The sequence below is a fragment of the bacterium genome (assembly GCA_004322275.1).
Taxonomy (GTDB): domain Bacteria; phylum Desulfobacterota; class Deferrisomatia; order Deferrisomatales; family BM512; genus SCTA01.
This window is the reverse complement of record SCTA01000015.1, coordinates 64,615-84,346: the sequence shown is the minus strand read 5'-3', so window position 1 is coordinate 84,346 and position 19,732 is coordinate 64,615. Positions and strand designations below refer to the sequence as shown.

The window sequence follows — 19,732 nt, the reverse complement described above, 5'->3', positions numbered from 1 at the left end:
TATTCCATCAGGGACAAAGGTCAAAGAACCTTGCAAAAAGTCCGGATATATGGCTGCAATCGAACCTTTACACCTCACTTCAGCCCTTGCATCCAAAGGGGCGACCATATAGGAATCCAGTGACTTTTGTGTGCTTCGCAAATTTTACAGCTAGCGGGGCTTTGCGCGCCCCGCACCCGCGGCACTTTTTTAGTGTGTAGGGCGGGCTCGGCCCGCCGGTCTACGTTTGCGGGACTTCGCCCCGCTCCCCTTGGTACTTCTTTTAGAAAGAAGTACCCAAGAAATCGGCCCGGAAGGAGCCGCTCGCTCTGCGAGCGACCGGTCGCTGCGGCGGGGGCGTGAGGGGGCACTCGTTCGCTACGCTCACTAAGACCCCCCCGCCGCCCTTTCCGCCTCCGCTCCCTGCGTCACCTACGGGCCACGAGGAGGACGAAAGGAAGGCTCGTCCAAAAACAGGATAACGGGATGTTTTTGGACTCGAAGGTAGATTGTCTACACATATGTTTTGAATAGCTGTAAACAAATTACCTTAATGTTTAATTTGCTGGATATCGCATCGCCCCACTCAACTTACAGTTACTAATTTAGTTGTAGCTAGCGGAGTAGTGTTAAATACATATCACGAATAGAATCTTTACTCATGAAATCACCTTTACGGTCGTCATTATAGCTGCTTGTATAATTATCAGATTCCTGTTCAGACTTCTCCTCAGCACAGGACAATAAGTAAGTAACTTTATCAATTTCATTTCTTAAATCAAAACCGTAAATATCATTTATCTCTCTTAGCTCTGATAAATCGTTTTGCAAAGATTGTGCATCATCTTCGTCAAGATGAAGACAAACAATATGTTGTATAGTACTTAATATTCTATCTCGATCATACGGCTGGAATATATGCGGCTGCAATTTCATCAATTTTATAATGTAAGTTACATCTGTAATCCAGTATGCTTTTCTGAAAAGTGATTCTTTTGCTGATAACAAGAAAGTGTTTATTTCTTCAAAATTATTTAATAGCAAAACATGTTCTACCAACGCGTATAAATCGCACGGAGATAAGTCATAACTTGCCTTATCTTTTGCCATATTGCATAACATTTCTCGGAATATAATTTTTATGTAAGCAAATTCTTTCTCACTACATAAAGAAGCGATGAACTTTAGTCTATATTCATACTTTAGCCAATCACGGTCTTTATAAGTAGTTTTACCAATATTATCGGACGAATAAATTATGACTGCACATGGTTTTACTGAAAAGGTGTTTTTCAGTGAAGTTTCTATTTCGTGTTGGAGTTTTCTGACATACATAATTTTGGGAATTTTTGTACAAGCCCATTTAACTTGCTCAAAAAAGCATGCCGCTTGCAGCATAAGTGAGTATTGCTCTGGGTTTTTATCAAAATAATTTTCAATAAAATCTTGAACTGAGGGATTATGAAATGCAACAATATCATTTCCAAAATCCTGACTCAGCACAATGAAGTTTCCTTGCAACTCAGATAGAGCACGGCGAAATTCCCTCTCGGAAAATTCCATCCCCTTATTGAGAATAAACGAATTGGTAGAAAGCTTTAAATCTTCGACAAATACTTCCTTGGGCAAGGTTCCCAAGACAATAAGCATCTCGCGCGCCATGCTGCTAAGATGGCTATTAAACGCCTGTTCCCAGATAAGGAATGGTTTATTTAAATTGCGAATAAATATACCCGGATACTCACTTGCTTCACTTGGACTAACCCACATAGGATCTGTCATATATTCAACAATTCTAGGACTATAATTTTTATGGTCAATTATCTTTAAATAGGTTTCTTGGCGAACTATTTCTTCAACATATTTACTAGGCAATCTAGAAAAGTACAAATGGTTATATAGTATTTGCGCTCTTATCGGTTGAGTGTACTGAGATAAATCGACTATACACTGTGGCTTATTGAAAATAGGACTATTAAGCATTTCGTACGTGGCCTGAGCTTGATGTAGTATATACTCTCTTGTAGTTAAAATAAGTTTTGCTGTTTTTGTTTTCATCACTGAATTAATGAAGCTAATTAGTCTATGATCTTCATTCTTTCTCAATTTTTCTTCAAGTGAAGTGCGGCCAAGAAAATCGTCATACAGGTAAACCCTTGGGCGCTTTCTATCTGGAATGCTGTACGCCTCCTCAATGTCGTAAGAAACATTTATGAAATCATAGTCTGCTCGCAAATAATGCAGTACAAGCATCTTCGCCAATGTAGTCTTGCCAATTCCAGGAATCCCGGCAATGATTACATAATTATGATCTTTCAATACTTGTAATGCATGACCAAAACTATTGTTTACAACATATAGCTGTGCCTTATCACTAATGTCCTGCAATGCAATCCTAGTTTGGTTCAAAATCCTGCTATGGAGAACCTCCTCTAATATTGAAGTGCCAGAAAGCCAAAGCTTGAAATGTTGTCTTTCTATGTCAGGGAAAAGCCCCAATAAATTGTTCAAATCTTCTCTTCCGTAAATATCCTCTGTCACTTTTATGTGAGGGAAAAGGGCACTGCGTATTGTTTCTTTATTGGCGGGGGAAAGTGAAACTGAGGTCGCAATCAAATATTTGTTCGGTTTAAGTTTATCAATTTTGGGCTTCTCTTTAATTTTCAAATCGGCCAACAACCTGCGAAAATTTGTACCTGAGTAATGTTTAGCCTGAACAATAAGAATAGAATCGTTACACTTAGAGCATCGAAAGTCTATTCCATCGTCTTTGCCTGATTTGAAACTCTCAAGGCGAATCGAGCGTTCGGATTGAATTAGGTCCCTAACCATATTTTCAAAATCTATGGGCGATAATGTACTAAATGTGTAATCTGCCATTGGCTTAAATCTCTCACGATTTTAACAAAGCGAATCGTAAACAAATTTACCTTCGAGCCGATAAGCAAACAAATACTCCGCTTATCGGCGAGCCTTCACTTCGTCTTCCCCTTCGGGGCCCGTACGCGGAGCAGCGAGCGGAGGCGGAAAGGGCGGCGCGGGGTCTTAGCGAAGCGGGTGCCCCGTACGCCCCCGCCGTAGCGAGTGGTCGCTCTTTAGAGCGAGCGACGAGTCCGGGCCGATTTCTTGGTCACTTCTTTCTAAAAGAAGTGACTAGGGTGCGGGGCGAAGCCCGGCAAGTTGTAAAAGTGCGAAGCACACCTATTTGTTGCGTTACGCCGCATCGCGGCAAAAGCCGAAGCCGTCTTGCGAGCGGCGACGCTAGCCGTCGCTACATCGAAAACACGTTCTTCCCGTTAACCGTGATATTCCTCTTCCTCATCTCGCCCCTGATGACGTAGTCGCCGCCTTCGGTGACGAAGTAGACGCTCTTTTTCATCTTCATTTCGGTGGCGAGGGCGACGGGTATTCTGGCCTCCCAGTCGACGTCCAGCTCCGCCATGAGGGCGAGGACGTTTTCGGGGGTTTCGCCGCCGCCGTTGTAGCGGGCTTTTACCTTGGCGAGAAGTTTTCCCTGCGGAGTGACGACGGAGAGTTCGGGAATCTCGAATTCGGGCGAACGGGAGAGTATCGCGCCCAGCGCCTGCTTGCCCGCGTCGTCGAGAAAATCGAAGTTGGCGAGCATGAAGTAGTTTCCCTGCTGGAGTATCGACTGGATGAGCGGCGCACCCCGCTGGAGGCTGTCCAGCAGGCTGGAACGGGCGCGGTAATCGATGTTTTTGAAGCGGAAGGAGAGCTCGGCGGGGCCGTAGAGGCTTCCGATAACTTCGGCCTTTTCGACGGAGGTCTTGTGCTCCTGCGCCAGCAGGTCGCCCTCGACGGTCGAGGTGTCTTTGACCTTTATTCCGGTTATCTCGTAGATCTTCTTGCTCTCAACCACCATCGTCATGCCGCCCGCCTCTATCTCGTGGGTCCCGGCGAGTACTCCGGAGGGTAGAAGGAAGTAGTCGAAGAGGGCGCTGTAGGGCGCGATGGAGAAGGAGTTGCCTTCGATGGCGAAATCGAGCCCCTCGCCGGTGAGCCCGCCGGTTATCTTTTCCCCTTCGAGGGCGAGCTTTCCGTCAAAACCCTTCCAGCCGATGAGGAGCATTCCGTCGGGGGCGGTGTAGGAGAGCGGCGTGCCGATGAGGCGCAGCCTGGCGTCGCCGGTGAGCCCTATGGAGGTGCGGGCGGTAGCTATCGAGGAATCGCCGAAGTAGTTGGAGAAGAGAAAGGGCGGATCCTTGAAGTAGATTGCGCTGTCCATTACTCCGAGGGCGAAAAACGGCGAGGATTCGCCGGTGAAGGTGCCCGCCATCGGCCACGGGCCGTGGTGTATGGTGTTGTAGATGGTGTAGCCGGTGTATTTCTGAAATTCGGGCACCACGGCGAAGACGGAGGCGAGCGCGAGATTGCTTACCTCTACCGTCACTTCGACCCTGGCTTCCGAGGAAAAGACGCCGCGCTTGTATTCCGTGACCTTGACCCGGAAGCTGCCCGGCCTGGAAAGCCCCTCGACCGCGTCCTTGAAGCGGGCTTCGACCTCCCGGCCCAGAAACCACGGGAGCGCGACGAAAACCGCGACGGCGGCGATTAATGCAATTACTGCGAAAAGAGTCTTCTTCATCCCGCTTTAATCCCTCCCAATGAATAAAATACAGTTCCCCATAATACCTCCCCACGCGCCAATAACAACAGATATAACGGCGCAAAACCGCGAAATATCCTTTCTTTAGGCCCTCTCTGCCGCGAGTTTTGCCGGGCGCAGATTTATGAAGTCCCCATTTTATAATTATCCGCCATTTGCAGTCTCTTTTCCATGCTGCGGAAAATGGCCGTTTTTCACGGTTTTTTTCGCGGAGTTTACGCGCGCGGCACCTCCGGGGACGCCGACCTCAGCCTGTATTGTTTTCTTAATGATTCCGCATTGTTACGTACGTGAAATTTTTTGCTTTCAGGCTCTTTTTTTCTGTAGACCAACCGGTCGTTTTCGACTATATAGTCAACTAATTTACCGGCCCTGTCGAGTGGAAGAGAATGGTTCTGGCAAGGAAGCGTCCCGAAAAGATCAACCGCTCTGAAAAGCGGGCCCGCCGCACCCGGCAAAAGCTGGTGAACGCCGCGCGGGAAGTTTTCGCGGAGCGCGGCATCGATCTGGCGACGATCGACGAGATTACCGGCAGGGCCGACGTGGGCAAGGGAACCTTTTATTACTACTTCTCCGACAAGAACGAGGTCGTGGCCGAACTCATAGGCGACGTGCTACGGAACCTCGACGAGCTGATGGAGAAGCGGTGCGCCGATTCGCACAATCTGCACGACCTTATGGAGCAACTCATTGGCGCGCACATAGAGTTCTTCAGCACGCGGTGGGAGGATTTCGTCCTCTACTATCAGGGCAGGGCCGACCTGAAGCTGAAAGAGAATTACGAGGGCATTGAAAAACCCTTTCTGACCTATCTGGAGTCCATCGAGAAGCTGATAGCCTCGATGCTCCAGGTGGGGGTCTCGAAGGCGGCGCTACGCCGCGTGGGCTGCGCGGTGGCGGGGTTCTTGTCCGGCTATTACTCTTTCGCGGTGATAGCATCCGAGGACGCCGACATCGACCAGACCTTCCGCGACCTTCGGGCCGCGCTCGTCTCAGCTCTTACCCGCTTCGTGAACGAAGCTCTGGAACAAAAAACGGTTCAATCGCGCCAGCCGCGCCTTTTTGAAGATCGGAGTGTCTAACGAAAATGAACAGCGCCATCCCCCTTAAGCGCAGCACCATCGTTGAAATGGCCACCGCCGAAAATGTGTGGGGCATCGCCTCGGCTATCGACATCTACGCTTGCGATCCCGACGCCATACGCGACGCCGCCCTCATACGCCGCTTTGTCGTCGAACTTTGCGACCTCATCGAGATGAAGCGCTTCGGCGAAACGCAGGTCGTCCATTTCGGCGAGGACGAGAAGGTAGCGGGTTATTCGATGGTGCAGCTCATCGAAACCTCGCTGATTTCGGCGCACTTCGCCAATCTGACCAACACGGTCTACCTCGACGTTTTCAGCTGCAAGCCCTACGACCCGGACGTGGTGGCCGATTTCGCCATGAAATTCTTCAGCGGCGAGAGGGTCGAGCTTAACGTCACCTTCCGGCGTTAGCAGCGTCTTGAGGGTCCGCGTAACACGCGACCCGGAGGAGTGCCGGGCGCTGTGGGAGAGATTTTTCCCGGCGCGCGGGGCAACCGGCCTCTGGGAGCTTCGTGAGATATTCCAAAGACATTTCAATCGCCCGATCCTGTTCGCCGTCGCCGAAAGCGAAGACGGGCCGGTCGGGCTTTTGCCGCTTTCGTGGCTGGAAGAAAAGGGCGGCTGGGGGTTCTTTCCGGGGGAAACCTGGAGCGGGAAGACCTGGCTCGAACAAAATTCCATCCCCCTCCCCGAGGGTGAAGAGCTTTCCCTTCTCACCGGCGCGGTCGAGGGCTCCCTCTACCTGCGCTACCTGACGCCGGGTACGGGAGAACGCTTCGGCCTTCCGGTGGACGAGATCGGCTACCTTTTCCATCCCCCGGCCTACGGCTACGACTACGGCGAATATTTAAAGGAGTTCTCAGGGAAGACCCTGAAGAAGATTCGCCGCGAGATTGAAGCTCTGGAGGCGAAGTCGGTGGTGATACGCCGGGGCGTTTACGAGGACGCGCCGCTGGCACTCGACCTGAACGAGGAGCGCTTCGGCGAGCTTTCATACTTCTCCGACAAGCGCTTTCGCGGCGCATTCCTCGATATGTTCGGGTTCTTCCGGGAGAAGGGCTGGCTCACCGTGACGACCGTGCTCATAGGCGGGCAGGTCGCGGCTGTGGACGTAGGCTGCCTTCGCGAGGGAGTCCACCTTGTGCTCGCGGGAGGAACGAGCGGGGATTTTCCCGGCGTGGCGAAACTCATAAACCTCCACCACATCGAAACGGCCTGTACTGAGCGCTACGAGGAGGTGGACTTTCTCTGCGGCGATTTCACCTGGAAGAAGATCTTCCACCTGACTCCCCGCCCCCTTTACCTCGTCGAGCGAAAGGGCGAAAAATGAGCGGCAAGAGGGTGCTGGTGGTGGGCACGACGCCGGATTACGTAGAGCTAATCCGCAAGAGATGGCCGGGGAGGGTGCTCTTTCTCACCGACCTTCACCACCGCGAGGGAGCGGTCGAGCCCGCGCCGGAGCCGGACGAAGAGGTGGTTTCGGACCTGTCTGACGATATTAGCGCTATATATGCCACACAAAACCTCGAAGAACACCTTTCGCGCTATGACCTCGCCCTTTCCGGCGTGACCTGCTACGACTGCGAATCACTGGAGCTGGCGAGCGTTATCGCCCGGTGGTGGAAACTGCCCTTCCACTCGGAGAGGTCCGTCCTCCTCTCCCGAAACAAATACGAGAGCAAGCGGGTCTGGGATGAAAAAGGCGTCTATTGCCCCGCTTCCGCCTTCGCCGGGAACAAAAGGGAACTCTCGAAGGCGCTTTCGATAACCGGGCTCCCCGCGGTCCTCAAGCCCCTCACCGGCGCGGGAAGCGAGCTTGTCTTTCGCTGCGAAACGGAGGGAGAGGCGGCAAAGGCGCTGGACTTCATACTCGACAGCCTCTCGGCCCACCACGACCTTCGCATGTACCCCGTGGGAGGCAGAACCTCCCCCCGGAACAGGATTGTCGTGGAGGAGTGGCTTGACCTTAACGAGTTCAGCTGCGAATTCATCCTCACCGGCGAGTATGCGAAGGTCTTCCGGGTGGCGAAAAAGGTGCGGGAACTCGGGGAAGACGGCTCGCCGCGCACCCTCGCCTACCTCGTCCCCGCCCTCGCACGCACCGGCCTGGCACCCGGCAAGCTCGAAGAGTTCATGGAGTACGCGGCAAGGGCGCTGGATTTTACCTCCGGCCTTCTGATGGCGGACTTCTTCGTGAGTTTCGGTAGGCCGGTAATTCTGGAACTCACTCCGCGCCCCTCCGGCGACTGCATCCCCCACCTCACCCGGCTGGCCTCCGGCTTCGACACCATCGGCGCGGCGCTTGACCTTGCCGAAGGCAGACCACTCGCTCTTCCCCGTGAGGAAGATTACAGGACTATGGCGGGGCTGCGGCTGCTGGCGAAGAAGGCCGGCGTCATAAAATCCATCGACGCCGGGAAGATAGCCGCCGCGCCCGGCGTCCGCGAGGTGTATATACGAAGGAGCCCCGGACACCTCGTCGCCCTGCCCCCGGAGGATTACGATTCCTTCGTGCTGGGCCACGTCATCTTCGAGCCCGGCCCTGCGGCGAGCCTCGAAGAGCAGTGCGAAACTTTATCGGCGCTCCTGAAAGTCGAATACGAGGCGGCGCGATGAAAGGTTTTGCGGCGAAGGCGAGAAAGGTGCTGGCGAAGAGAGACCTTCCCCTCCCCCGCGAAGCGGTCATCGCCCACCTCGCGCCCAATCTCGCGCGGGCGGAAGATTACAAAAGGCTGGCCGAAGGGCACGGAACGCCCCTCATCGTCTTCGACGAGGAAAACCTCCTTCGCCGCGCCGAAAGGTTCAGGTCGGTCTTCTCGGCAAGGATAGAGAACTTCCGCCCGCACTTCGCCGTGAAATCCAACAACCACCCCTTCGTCAGCCGCGGACTCGCCTCAATCGGTTACGGCCTCGACGTATCAAGCGGCGTCGAGCTTTCGATGGCCCTTGAAACCGGGTGCGATTCCATCCTCTTCACCGGGCCGGGAAAGACCCTGCCGGAGCTCGCCCTCGCCGTGGAGAACCATCCCCGCGTAACGGTGCTGGCGGACAGCTTCGGGGAACTGGAAAGGCTCTCCACAGCGGCGAAGAGCGCGGGGAAGACCGTGACTATCGGCGTCAGGCTGACCAACGACACCCGCGGGCTCTGGCGGAAGTTCGGGATACCGTCCTCGCGTCTGGGAGAGTTCATCTCCCTTGCTGAAAAACTCGGAAACGTAGAGGTTCGCGGGATTCACTTTCACACGAGCTGGAACATGAACCCCTCCGCGCAGGTGAACTTCATCGGCCGTGTCGGAAACACCCTGAAAAAGCTCGGGAAAGCGCGCGCCGGAATGCTGGAGTTTCTCGACATCGGCGGAGGCTACTGGCCGGAGCGGGGAGAGTGGCTGAACGCAGGGGGAACGGAGCGGGGCAAACTTTTGAGCGCGGCTGGCATCGACTGCTCGAACGGCAACGGCCCGTTTCTCATTCCCGCCGCGCCTGTCGAGGAATTCGCCGGGGCGATTGGAGCCGCCCTCGAAGAACACGTATTTCCTCTCGCCCGCCCGCAGGTCTACGCGGAGCCGGGGCGGTGGGTGTGCGACGACGCGATGCAGGTTCTTTTGACGGTTCTGGACAAAAAGGGGGGGGATCTCGTAATCGCCGACGGCGGAACCAACATCGTCGGCTTGGACAAGTTTGAAACCGACTACTGCCCCGTGGTCAACCTCTCCCGCCCCTCCCGGAAGACCTCTAAATGCCTCGTGACCGGCTCCCTCTGCACTCCGCACGACATCTGGGGCTTCGAGGTGGAGGGGGAACCTCCCGAGCCCGGCGACCTCCTCCTCGTCACCGCTGTCGGGGCCTACACCTGGAGTTTGCGCCAGGAGTTTATCAAGCCGCTTGCGAAGGTGGTGAAGATTTAAACGGGGACTTCTAAGAGCCCGGCTTTTGAAAGATGCTGGAAACGACGATAGAGGGCCCGGTTACAAGGAGCCGCGCAGCGAGAGGGCGAGGCAGTAGCAGCGCTACGGCGAGCCCTTGAGCGAGCACGCGACGCCGGAAACGGGTCTTATATCGTCGTTTCCCTCCTACCGCTATTCCTCCCACTGCCCCCTTCCGAACTCGTACATTATCGAAAGCGAGAACGCCGAAAAGGTCAGATCGGGCGATTCGTAGCCGTAAAAATCGGTCATGCCGGAGCGGAAGGCCGAGTAGCGGCCGCGAAGGAAAAACCCCCTGCCGAGTTCCTGATCCAGCCCCACCGCAAGGTACGGGGCGCTCCCGTCCTGGCTGTACCAGTAGTTTCTCCACGAGAGGAAAGGGAAGGCAAAGCCGAAGCCCAGCCAGGGCGTCCAGCCGGTCTCCGACATGGGGAAGAGGTCCGCCTTTACTCCTAGGTAGAGGACCGAGAATTCGGCGGAATCCCCCGGGTAGTAGATGTTGGAGGTGGGCTTCACCGGCAGGTACTCGTTCGCCCCCACTATGCTGAGGTCGAAGGAGAACTGCTCCACGAAGCGGTAGCCCAGGGTAAAGTCAAAGCCGCTGACACCTTCGGATTCATAGGTAAGCGAATCCGAGGCCACCCTTCCGCCCACCAGCCCGAGGCCGAGGTACATTCCCGTCGGGTCGCCCATGCAGCCCCATGCCGGATAGACGACCACGTTCATCCGGGCGTCGGCCTTCTGAAACGGCGCGAAAAACGTCGCAAAAAAGACAAGCACGGCTGCGGCTAAAAGCTTCGGTCTCATGAACCCTCCATTTGCGGAAATGATACCATATCGGCGAAAAAGACTCCGCAAATGATAGCCGTGCTCAATTGTCGATTTTCTTTCGCGCGCGGCAACGCTCCCTGATAACATTGGCGGGTCTTTTCCCACGCTTTAAAAGGATTTTTCGGGGATTTCATGGGCTACCGCAAAAACGGCTCGGACAGCGGACGCAGCGCCTCGGTAAAGAGGGTGCTTTGGGTCATCCTCGGCCTGAACGTCGCCGTCGCTCTCGGTAAACTCGTTTACGGAACACTCATCGATTCGGTCTCGATGCAGGCGGACGGCTTTCACTCCGTCTTCGACGGCACAAGCAACGTCGTCGGGCTTATCGGGATGGGGATGGCCGCGAGGCCCGCCGATTCGGACCACCCTTACGGCCACGGCAAATACGAGACTTACGCCTCTACGATGATAGGGGCGATGCTGCTTCTCGCCTCCTGGAAGATTGGCTCGGCGGCGGTCGAAAGAATCCTGGGCGGCGGGGAAGTTCCCCGCGTAGACGCCGGCTCCTTCATCGTCATGGGACTCACTCTGGCGGTAAACATCGGGGTCGCCTGGTACGAGGGGAAAAAAGGCAGGGAACTCCAGAGTGACATCCTTATCGCCGACGCCTCCCACACCGGTAGCGACGTACTGGTCAGCGTGGGCGTACTCGTCGGCCTCGGGCTGGTGATGCTCGGCTTCCCCCTCGCCGACCCGATAATAGCCCTCCTCGTCGCGCTGGCCATACTCTGGACCGCTTTCGGAGTTCTCAGGCGCTCAAACGAGATACTCTCCGACAGGGCGAGGCTCAACGTGGCGGACGTCTGCCGCGTCGCCTACGGGGTACAGGGGGTGCTCGGTTGCCACTCCATCCGCACCCGCGGCCTCGCCTCGCAGATACACGTCGACATGCACATACAGGTAGACCCCGCGGCCACGGTATCGGCGGGCCACGCCATAGCCGAGGAGGTCGAACGCGCGGTCGGCGACACCCTCCCCGGCGTGGTCGACGTCATCGTCCACCTGGAGCCTTTCGACGATTACCAGTACAGGAAGACCCTGGAAGAACGGGAGCTTCTGGACTCCGCCGGGAAACAGGAATAAGGCCTTGAACCGTGTAGGATGCGTTAGCTAACGCATCCTACACGGCTATCCTTTTTTAAAAGCCGGGTAGCAACACATGTATCTGCTGGATTTTAGCTACGTTCAATCCAACCTGCGCAACTAGAAAGGCTGTTCCAGCACCGCTTTCAGCACTTCAACGGAGTATATCGGCATAAGGCAGGCGCTCTCTATGCAGAGTTGCACTGACGGCGCGGCTTTAACCTCTTTCTCGAAGAGAACCGCCGTCTCGGGCGAGTAACAACTCGCTAGAGCCTCTATGTACCGCTCCGTGGCCGCCTCGCCCCTCTTTCCCCTTACAGTAGCGAGCCTCCCGTGCTCCAGTAGAAGCGAGAGGCCGTTCAGAAAGCCGGTGAAGGCGTGGGGGTGGTCCTTAAGCGTTTCCCCCACCGAAGCCGCCAGAGCCTCGCCCCTCGCCTTCCAGCGCGCCTCTCCCGTGAGAAGGTAAAGGCGCATCGCGACCTCCATCGCGACGGTGTTCCCGGAGATCATAGCGCCGTCGGCCAGCTCCCTCGGGCGAAAAAGAAGGGTCTCGCCACCGGCGGGGGAATCGTAAAGCCCTTCGGGGGCTGAAAAAAGCTCCCAAAGCCTGTCGGAGATCCCGACCGCCTTGTCAAGATACTCCCTTTCCAGAGTGGCCTCGCAAAGGTCGAGGGCCAGCTTCGCGGCGAAGCCGTAATCCTCCAGAAACCCCTCTATCGCGGCTTCGCCTTCGCGGTATCTCCGCAGGAGCTTCCCCTTACGTTCCATCGTCCCCTCGATGAAGGAGAAGGTCTTTTTCGCCCGCTCGACGAGACCGGCGTCGCCGAGCGCCCGCCCCGCCCGCGCGAAGGCCGACCCGGCGAAGCAGCTCCAGCCGGTGAGTACCTTGTCGTCGAGATTGGGCCGTATCCTCTTCTCCCTGACGGCGAAGAGTTTCTTCCGGCACTCGCCCAGCCTCTTCTCGTCATCCCCCGAAGGCAGGCGGCCGGGATCGAGGATGTTGAGGCCGGTAAGCTCCCCCGTCGCCTCCTCGCGGTAGTTGCCTTCAGCCGTCAGGCCGTAGGCCGAGGCGAAAAACTCCCCGTCGCTCTCGCCGAGGATCTTTAAAATCTCCTCTTTGCTCCAGAGGTAGAAGAGCCCTTCGACGCCCTCCGAATCGGCGTCCTCGCCGCAGTAAAAGCCGCCCTCCGGTGAGGATAGGTTACGCGAGAGATACCCGAGGGTTTCGAGGAGCGCCTCTTTGTACCGCGCCTCGCCGGTTATCAGGCAGGCGTCGGTGAGCGCGAGTCCTATCCCGGCCTGATCGTAGAGCATCTTTTCAAAGTGAGGCGTGTGCCAGCGCTTGTCGGTGGAATAACGGTGGAAACCTCCCCCGAGGTGGTCGCGCAGCCCTCCGGAAAGCCAGGAGTCGACTGTCCTTCGGGCGATTGTCAGGGCGCGTTCGCTCCCGGAATTTCTCCACCTGCGAAGGAGAAAGGAAACCTGGTGGGGCGAAGGGAATTTGGGCGAACCCCCGAAGCCGCCGAAATTGGGGTCGAAGCTTCCATTCAGAAAGAGGAAGGTATCGTTGAAAAGCGAAGGGGGCAGCGCCGCGCCGCCGGGAGCCCCCGCCTCGCAGGCCGACGCCATCCCTTCGGAAAGCTGCCTGGCCGAAGCCTTGAGGTAGTCGCGGTTTTCCTCCCAAAGCCTTGCGGCATTCTCCAGAAGCTCCACGAGCCCCGGCCTCCCGCCCCCGGAGTGTTTGGGAAGGTAGGTGGAGACGAAAAAAGGCTCCCTGTCCGGAGTCAGGAAGAGCGTCAGCGGCCACCCTCCGCTGCCGGTGACGGCCTGACAGACCATCATGTAGACCTGATCGACGTCGGGCCGCTCCTCGCGGTCCACCTTCACCGAAACGAAATGCTCGTTCAAGATGCCCGCCACCTCCGCGTCCTCGAAGGACTCGCGCTCCATAACGTGGCACCAGTGGCAGGTAAAATAGCCGATGGAGAGAAAGACCGGCTTGTTCTCGCGCCGCGCCAGCTCGAAAGCCGCGTCGCCCCAAGGCTGCCAGTGGACGGGATTTTTAGCGTGCGAAAGAAGGTAGGGACTTTTTTCCAGATGGAGGATGTTTTCGGCGGTCATAGCGGTCTCCTTGATATTTCTGATAATACCCGGAGGCCCCCGGCGCGTCAAAAAGAGGAAATCCATTTTGGATTTTTGCCGATATTGCCGATATACCGATAAGTAGTATGCTAAGAGGCAAATCGCTGCACAGCTACGGAGAAAGAAAATGAAGATAAAGAGCCTTATAATGACCGGTTTCGTCCTGCTTGCCACGCTGGCGGTGCGGCCGGCCGAGTCCCGCGCCGAGGTAAACGTAAGCATAAACATCGGCGCGCCCCCCGTTATAGTCTCCCAGTATCCCTGGGAGCCGCCGCCCAGCGCCCCGCAGTTCTACACCTACAACTACTACCCCGCAATCGGGGTCTACTTCGACCCCGGACGCGGCCTCTACTTCTACCTAGAGGCGAACAACTGGCGCAGTTCCCCCTATCTGCCGCCCTACATAGTCATCCAGAATTTCGACTACGTCATCCTCCGGATGGGCGGCCCCGAGCCCCACAGGCACCACCTCGACGTGGAAAGACATTATCCCAGAGACCAGTGGGTCAGAAGAGACCGTACAAGAAGCCCCCGCCCCTGGGAACCGCGTCCCGGCAAGAACCCCTACCGTTACAGGTATTACCCCTCCAGCGGCGTCTACTTCGACCCCGGCCGGAACCTGTACTTTTACCCCGAAGGAAAAGTCTGGAGAAACTCCCCGGCCCGCCCGCGCCACATCACCTTTCCCGACAACGACTACATATTCCTCGACATGGACAGCCCCGAACCCGACAGGCACCATAACGAAGTCGAAAAGCACTACCCCAAAGGCCAGTGGAAAATGTACGAAAACGAACGCCGCCACGACGACGATCGCGACAAGGACCGCGACAAGGACCGCGACAAGGGCAACGACAAGAACGGCAAGGGAAAAGGCAAAGGCCGCGACAGAGACTGAAAAATCAGATAAGCCATAGTTTTAAAAACCCCGCCAACCGGCGGGGTTTTTTTGTTTCAGGAACGATGTCTCTCCCCCGGACAAAGCAAATAACTCCCAATATGTAAACGATCTGTATGTCCGCTGTTTTAAACTTGAATCATCGAAAGAAGAAATTCCAAACAGCAGACCCTGCAGCGGGGGGAATGGAGGAGAGCGATGACGATCAACGTAGGAAGAACCGACCGCATACGGAGGTTCGTACTCAGCGTGCTCTACATGGCGGCGCTCTATCTGCTGCTGGATGGCAACGAGCGCTATCTCGCCCTGCTGGCGGTAATCCCCATGACCACCGCCATCACCGGCTACTGCTGGCACTACGCGATGCTCGGCGTCGACACCAGAAGCGAAGAAGAAAAGGCCGGAAGCGAAGTACCCCTCATGGGCGGACATATGCACACGAAGGGTGTATAGCGCTTCCAACTCACAAACCGCCAAACCAAAGCCCGTCCGCTCCCGTAGCGGGCGGGTTTTTTATTTCCAGATAAACCTTGCAATCCGTAAGATTATGCCCGATAAACCACCTACCTTGACAACCCCCCGGCGAAGACCCATATTAAGTAGTGTCGCAAGCGCCTGAGCATACGGGTAACGCAAATAGTTAAAACTTAGCGAGTGACCGTAGGCGAAGGGCGCGACGCAGCATCAGGGCCGCGCACAAGTTTAAACGTAACGAGCAGGCCCTCAGGCAAGGAGACGCCCAAGACAAGACGCGAGACAGTATCGTGAATACGTCGAGCGGCGCGGCGAAGGGCGCGCCACAGCATCAGGGCCGCGCAGTAGTTTAAGGGGGCGATCTGGTTTCGACGGGGATACGAAAGCAAAAGGAGCGTGCAGAGGTCGCCGGTTGGCCTCTTAAAACAACCGGCAAAAAACAATAAGTGCCGACAACTACGACGTCGCACTCGCCGCTTAACTGACGGCGACGCTTCACTCCCCGATGTCTGCTGAGGGAGTCTGAAGCGCCATTTTAGCGGGCTGGCCGAATATCCTGGTCTCTTGGGGCTTCGGCGAGATCTGACAGAGAATCGGAAACGGAAAAGCCTGTCCGTGGGCGTCTCCCAACCTAAATTAAATCGCGGAACACGCACGTAGCGCCTTGAGTGGCCGGTCTTCGGACGGGGGTTCGATTCCCCCCGCCTCCACCAATTACGCAAAAGAGCCCATCATTGGTGGGCCTTTTTGCGTTAAGCGGCCGGGGTAGATGAGAACCCCCTTGGGTTCGGCAATTTCGCGCTCAGCGAAATTGGACAGCCCGGCTTTATCGGGCTGGGGCGAAGCCCCGAGGATTTGAAACGCCCTTCAAATCCGAGTCCTTCCCCCCGCCTCCACCATCTTGTTGGAATCATTAGGTTTTTTGAAATTCCGAGTCGCAACTTGGAGCACAAATGCCTCCTCTTGATGGATAATCAGGTGGGGGTTTTGTTTTTTGGGGGTATTGAAATTTGGGTAAAAAGGGAGCATTTTAATAAGTAAAGTTAATAAGTAAAATGGAAAGGTGACGAATGAGTGCTAAAAAAATAATTGAAGAATTGAACAAAGAAATCCAGATTATTGAGTTTAGAAATGGCGAGTCAGAGGAATTAAGGCAGAAATACATTGACCGTAATACCATAGGTCTTTCTGTTGACCAAGACATTTACCGTATTTTCAATACAAAATTCCTTTTGGATGATATCCGCGACAAAAAGATAACATTACCACAAATAAGCGTTAATGGCGTTGGTTTAGGAGACAAATATTCCTGCGAAAATCCGTTCTTAGACAAACAATTTCCTTTTGAAAATACTCATGTAACATTAGTCTATTTAAAAGATTTTTTCGGGTCTTGTTGGTCGCTAAATGCTTTAGCAAATATGGCAACGTGGTCTAAATTTGGTGGTGCAAGTAGCGGTATTAGAATAAAAACAACTATCCGCAAGTTAATGAATGAGATATGCACTCCTGATAATAAATTTTACGGACTTAGTTATTTTTTTGGAAAAATTAAATATAAAGAAGATGCAGACTATGATGAGTGGAAACGTAGCATACGCGATTTTAGGCAATTACAAGATGACCAGTTATTCAAAAGCGTAGCGACATTATTAATGTTGCCAGCTACGTTCAAGGATGAAAAAGAAGCTAGACTAATATGTCATTATTCCGAAGGCACGCCTTTTGAAAAAGAATTTGTTTCTATAAGTTCAGCAAGGGAAACCAGACTATACGCGCAACGGCATTTCAATTGGGAAAATGTTATCGAAGGAGTTGAGCTAGAGCCTTGGGCTCAAACGGAAACACTTGATGATATTAAAGACAAATTAAGTAAAATTGGTATTAATTGTGATGTAATAATAAGCCCTAAATTCAGCAGTTAAACCAAATCAGCTACAGACTATTTTCTATTTATGGTATCGTCCCAAAAGGTTTTTGGGAGGTATCAATTGTCGCAACCGTCACCTTCAAATTCGGAGTGGTTAACCAGAAAAAAGCTGGTTGATCCCAAGTTGCGCGATGCTGGCTGGAAAATTCTTCCATCAAAGGATTTCTCTCCCTCTCGCCCCCTCTCGGACTATAACGGCTGCGCCATTGAAGAATTACCAACCGTGAATGGCCCCGCTGATTACGCTCTTTGCTCCGGTGCCAGGATCATCGGCATTGTCGAAGCCAAAAAGCTCACCCTCGGCCCTCAAAATGTCCTTACACAAGCCGAAAGATATTCCAAAGGCGTTACAGCTAGCCCCTTCAATTTCGGCGAATACCGCGTTCCCTTCATATATTCGACGAACGGCGAAGTGGTCTGGCATCACGACCTCCGTGAAGAGAAAAACCGCTCCCATCAAATCAGCGGCTTTCACTCCCCCAGTGCGCTAGAAGAACGTCTTTCATCCAATTTCGCCTCGCAATGCAAAATGCTTCTCGCCACCCCCAACGAGCACGAGCGCCTTCGCCCCTACCAGAAAGAAGCAAATCAGGCCGCAGAAGAGGCCATAGCCGCCAGCAAGCGGCATATGCTCCTAGCAATGGCTACCGGCACTGGTAAAACCTTCACAATGGTCAATCAGGTCTACCGGTTGATGAAATCCGGCGTCGCAAAGCGCGTACTCTTCCTCGTTGACAGAAAGGCCCTCGCCGCTCAGGCAGTACAGGCTTTCGCCTCTTTCGAGCCGGAGCCGGGGCTAAAATTCAACAAAATCTACGAGGTTTATTCTCAGCGCTTTCAGAAGGAAGACTTCGAGGAAGAAAAGTTCGACCCAAAGATACTTCCGGCTAAATACTTGACCGACCCCAAACCCGGCCTCGCCTTCGTCTATGTCTCCACCATCCAGCGCATGACGATAAATCTCTTCGGGCGCGAAGCCGTCTTAGAATTAGGCGACGAGCCCATAGAAGACGACGCCGATAGGTTGCCCATACCCATACACGCCTTCGACGTGATCATCGCCGACGAGTGCCACCGTGGCTACACCTCCCAGCAGTTGAATGTCTGGCGTTCCACCCTTGAGCACTTCGACGCGATTAAGGTCGGCCTCACCGCCACCCCTGCCTCCCACACCATGAGTTATTTCAAAGAGAAGGTCTTTGAGTACCGCTACGAACAGGCTGTGCGCGAAGGGTTTCTGGTCGATTACGACGTAGTGACGATAAAATCCAACGTCCGAATGAACGGCGTTTTTCTCAAGGAAGATGAGACGGTCGAAATCGTCGATACCCAAAAAGGCACCAAGCAGCTAGACCTGCTTGAAGACGAACGCAAATTCGACCCCTCTGAGGTCGAAACCAAAGTCACCTCGCCCGATTCAAACAAAAAAATAATGGAAGAACTGCGAAAATACGCAGACGAGCATCAAGAGCGCTACGGGCGCTTCCCCAAGACTCTCATCTTTGCCCATAATGACCTTAACCACACCTCCCATGCCGATCAACTCGTCACCACGGCAAGGGATGTTTTCGGCAGGGGTGAAGATTTCGTCAAAAAAATCACCGGCAAGGTTGACCGCCCTCTTCAGGCGATACGCGAATTTAGAAACCGCGACAAAACCGGAATCGTCGTCACCGTCGATCTTCTTTCAACAGGCGTCGATATTCCCGACCTTGAATTCATCGTCTTCTTGCGCCCCGTCCAGTCGCGCATCCTCTTTGAGCAGATGCTTGGGCGCGGCACGCGCAAAAGCCCAAACCACCCAGATAAATCGCACTTCACCGTCTTCGACTGTTTCGACGGCACACTCCTGGAGAGTTTCAGCAAAGCCACCTCCATGACGGTGGAAAAACTCTTGCCGCCCACCCGCACCATCATCGAGATAATCGAAGACATCTGGCAAAACCGCGACCGCGACTACAACACCCGCTGCCTGGTCAAGCGCCTTCGCCGCATAGACAAAGAAATGTCCGCCGAGGCACGCACAGCCTTCGCCGCCTTCATCCCAAACGGCGACGTAGGAGCCTTCGGCGAAGAACTCCCCGCAAGGCTCAAAAACGACTTCACCGGCACAATGCAGATACTACGCAACCCAGATTTCCAAAACCTCCTCATAAACTATGAACGCGCCCGGCGCACCTTCGTCGTGGCCTTGGAGAATGAAGACACCGTAACGAGCGAGTGGAAAGTCAAAGGCAACGACGGCAAAGAATACAAGCCCGACGACTACCTCGCCGCGTTTTCGCGCTTTGTCGCCGAAAAAGTCGACGAGATACAGGCAATCGGCATACTTCTCGACCACCCCAAAGACTGGAACCCAGACGCGCTAAAAGAATTGCGTGAAAAGCTCGCCTCCGCTCCCCAGCGCTTCACCATCGAACACCTGCAAAAAGCCCACCAGATAAAGAACCACAAAGCCCTAGCCGACATAATTTCAATGGTCAAGCGCGCCGCCCGCGAAGACGAAAGCCTCTACACCGCCGAAGAGCGCGTAAACCGCGCCTTCATGCGGATAACCGGCGCAATCGGCTACAGCGTGGAACAAAAACAGTGGCTCGACCGCATCCGCTCCGCCATGGTAGAAAACCTCTCCCTTGATCGCGACGATTTTGATACACTGCCGGTCCTCGTAAACGGAGGGGGCTGGGGCAAGGCAAAAAGAATCTTCGGGGAAAAACTCTCCGAACTGATTAAGAAGCTTAACGAAGCCGTGGCGGCTTGA

The 19,732-nt window shown here is 54.5% G+C and carries 14 protein-coding genes and 1 other RNA gene; 11 read left to right on the top strand and 4 right to left on the bottom strand.

The genetic code is table 11. The features are described from left to right. Positions 1-594: 594 nt before the first annotated feature. A complete protein-coding gene (locus EPN96_04900) occupies positions 595-2,859 on the bottom strand; it encodes a hypothetical protein (GenBank protein TAL17656.1) in 2,265 nt (754 codons plus the stop codon). Between the two features lie 391 nt (positions 2,860-3,250). Then, entirely contained in the window at positions 3,251-4,585 is a 1,335-nt protein-coding gene (locus EPN96_04895) for a DUF945 family protein (GenBank protein TAL17655.1), read from the bottom strand. Between the two features lie 410 nt (positions 4,586-4,995). On the opposite strand from EPN96_04895, the gene EPN96_04890 reads away from it, so the two are divergent. Genes EPN96_04890 through EPN96_04870 form a run of 5 tightly spaced genes read left to right on the top strand, consistent with a single transcriptional unit; the run spans position 4,996 to position 9,595 of the window. Next, positions 4,996-5,688 carry a TetR/AcrR family transcriptional regulator gene (locus EPN96_04890; protein ID TAL17654.1) on the top strand — a complete coding sequence of 231 codons (693 nt, stop codon included), beginning with the start codon at positions 4,996-4,998 and terminating at the stop codon, positions 5,686-5,688. 5 nt (positions 5,689-5,693) lie between these two features. Then, on the top strand, positions 5,694-6,101 hold the full coding sequence (locus EPN96_04885; GenBank protein TAL17653.1) for an S-adenosylmethionine decarboxylase: 408 nt from the start codon (positions 5,694-5,696) through the stop codon (positions 6,099-6,101). Positions 6,102-6,108: 7 nt separating this feature from the next. Continuing rightward, positions 6,109-7,020 carry a GNAT family N-acetyltransferase gene (locus EPN96_04880; GenBank protein ID TAL17652.1) on the top strand — a complete coding sequence of 304 codons (912 nt, stop codon included), beginning with the start codon at positions 6,109-6,111 and terminating at the stop codon, positions 7,018-7,020. After that, positions 7,017-8,306: an ATP-grasp domain-containing protein gene (locus EPN96_04875; GenBank protein TAL17651.1), complete on the top strand. Its 1,290-nt coding sequence runs from the start codon at positions 7,017-7,019 to the stop codon at positions 8,304-8,306. The genes EPN96_04880 and EPN96_04875 overlap by 4 nt, the downstream gene beginning before the upstream one ends. Continuing rightward, the gene (locus EPN96_04870; GenBank protein TAL17650.1) at positions 8,303-9,595 is read left to right on the top strand and encodes a decarboxylase; all 1,293 of its coding nucleotides are present in this window, start codon (positions 8,303-8,305) and stop codon (positions 9,593-9,595) included. Before EPN96_04875 ends, EPN96_04870 begins: the two co-directional genes overlap by 4 nt. 171 nt (positions 9,596-9,766) lie before the next feature. Here the strand turns inward: EPN96_04870 and EPN96_04865 are convergent, their stop codons facing one another. Continuing rightward, a complete protein-coding gene (locus tag EPN96_04865; GenBank protein TAL17649.1) occupies positions 9,767-10,420 on the bottom strand; it encodes a hypothetical protein in 654 nt (217 codons plus the stop codon). A gap of 156 nt (positions 10,421-10,576) precedes the next feature. Between EPN96_04865 and EPN96_04860 the strand changes: the two genes are divergently transcribed. Further along, positions 10,577-11,527, top strand: a complete 951-nt coding sequence (locus tag EPN96_04860) for a cation transporter (protein TAL17648.1) — start codon at positions 10,577-10,579, stop codon at positions 11,525-11,527. A 120-nt stretch (positions 11,528-11,647) separates the two neighbouring features. Here the strand turns inward: EPN96_04860 and EPN96_04855 are convergent, their stop codons facing one another. Beyond that, the gene (locus tag EPN96_04855; protein TAL17647.1) at positions 11,648-13,897 is read right to left on the bottom strand and encodes a thioredoxin domain-containing protein; all 2,250 of its coding nucleotides are present in this window, start codon (positions 13,895-13,897) and stop codon (positions 11,648-11,650) included. Here EPN96_04855 and EPN96_04850 point away from each other — a divergent pair. The 5 genes from EPN96_04850 (at position 13,797) to EPN96_04830 (ending at position 19,732) form a co-directional block, all read left to right on the top strand. Beyond that, the gene (locus EPN96_04850) at positions 13,797-14,567 is read left to right on the top strand and encodes a hypothetical protein (GenBank protein TAL17646.1); all 771 of its coding nucleotides are present in this window, start codon (positions 13,797-13,799) and stop codon (positions 14,565-14,567) included. The genes EPN96_04855 and EPN96_04850 overlap by 101 nt on opposite strands. 198 nt (positions 14,568-14,765) lie before the next feature. Next, a complete protein-coding gene (locus EPN96_04845; GenBank protein TAL17645.1) occupies positions 14,766-15,020 on the top strand; it encodes a DUF2892 domain-containing protein in 255 nt (84 codons plus the stop codon). Between the two features lie 374 nt (positions 15,021-15,394). After that, positions 15,395-15,754: a transfer-messenger RNA gene (gene ssrA / locus EPN96_04840) on the top strand. 357 nt (positions 15,755-16,111) lie between these two features. Continuing rightward, complete coding sequence (locus EPN96_04835; protein ID TAL17644.1) at positions 16,112-16,966, top strand: hypothetical protein; 855 nt, start codon at positions 16,112-16,114, stop codon at positions 16,964-16,966. Positions 16,967-16,996: 30 nt separating this feature from the next. After that, on the top strand, positions 16,997-19,732 hold the full coding sequence (locus EPN96_04830; GenBank protein ID TAL17643.1) for a DEAD/DEAH box helicase: 2,736 nt from the start codon (positions 16,997-16,999) through the stop codon (positions 19,730-19,732).

Excerpts from the sequence above, each read along its gene's own strand:
- EPN96_04900 (TAL17656.1), bottom strand. The coding sequence starts at position 2,859 with ATGGCAGATTACACATTTAGTACATTATCGCCCATAGATTTTGAAAAT.
- EPN96_04895 (TAL17655.1), bottom strand. The coding sequence starts at position 4,585 with ATGAAGAAGACTCTTTTCGCAGTAATTGCATTAATCGCCGCCGTCGCG.
- EPN96_04890 (TAL17654.1), top strand. The coding sequence starts at position 4,996 with ATGGTTCTGGCAAGGAAGCGTCCCGAAAAGATCAACCGCTCTGAAAAG.
- EPN96_04885 (TAL17653.1), top strand. The coding sequence starts at position 5,694 with ATGAACAGCGCCATCCCCCTTAAGCGCAGCACCATCGTTGAAATGGCC.
- EPN96_04875 (TAL17651.1), top strand. The coding sequence starts at position 7,017 with ATGAGCGGCAAGAGGGTGCTGGTGGTGGGCACGACGCCGGATTACGTA.
- EPN96_04870 (TAL17650.1), top strand. The coding sequence starts at position 8,303 with ATGAAAGGTTTTGCGGCGAAGGCGAGAAAGGTGCTGGCGAAGAGAGAC.
- EPN96_04865 (TAL17649.1), bottom strand. The coding sequence starts at position 10,420 with ATGAGACCGAAGCTTTTAGCCGCAGCCGTGCTTGTCTTTTTTGCGACG.
- EPN96_04860 (TAL17648.1), top strand. The coding sequence starts at position 10,577 with ATGGGCTACCGCAAAAACGGCTCGGACAGCGGACGCAGCGCCTCGGTA.
- EPN96_04850 (TAL17646.1), top strand. The coding sequence starts at position 13,797 with ATGAAGATAAAGAGCCTTATAATGACCGGTTTCGTCCTGCTTGCCACG.
- EPN96_04855 (TAL17647.1), bottom strand. The coding sequence starts at position 13,897 with ATGTTTATGCTTACGTTTACCTCGGCGCGGGACTCGGCCGGCCGCACC.
- EPN96_04845 (TAL17645.1), top strand. The coding sequence starts at position 14,766 with ATGACGATCAACGTAGGAAGAACCGACCGCATACGGAGGTTCGTACTC.
- EPN96_04835 (TAL17644.1), top strand. The coding sequence starts at position 16,112 with ATGAGTGCTAAAAAAATAATTGAAGAATTGAACAAAGAAATCCAGATT.
- EPN96_04830 (TAL17643.1), top strand. The coding sequence starts at position 16,997 with ATGGTATCGTCCCAAAAGGTTTTTGGGAGGTATCAATTGTCGCAACCG.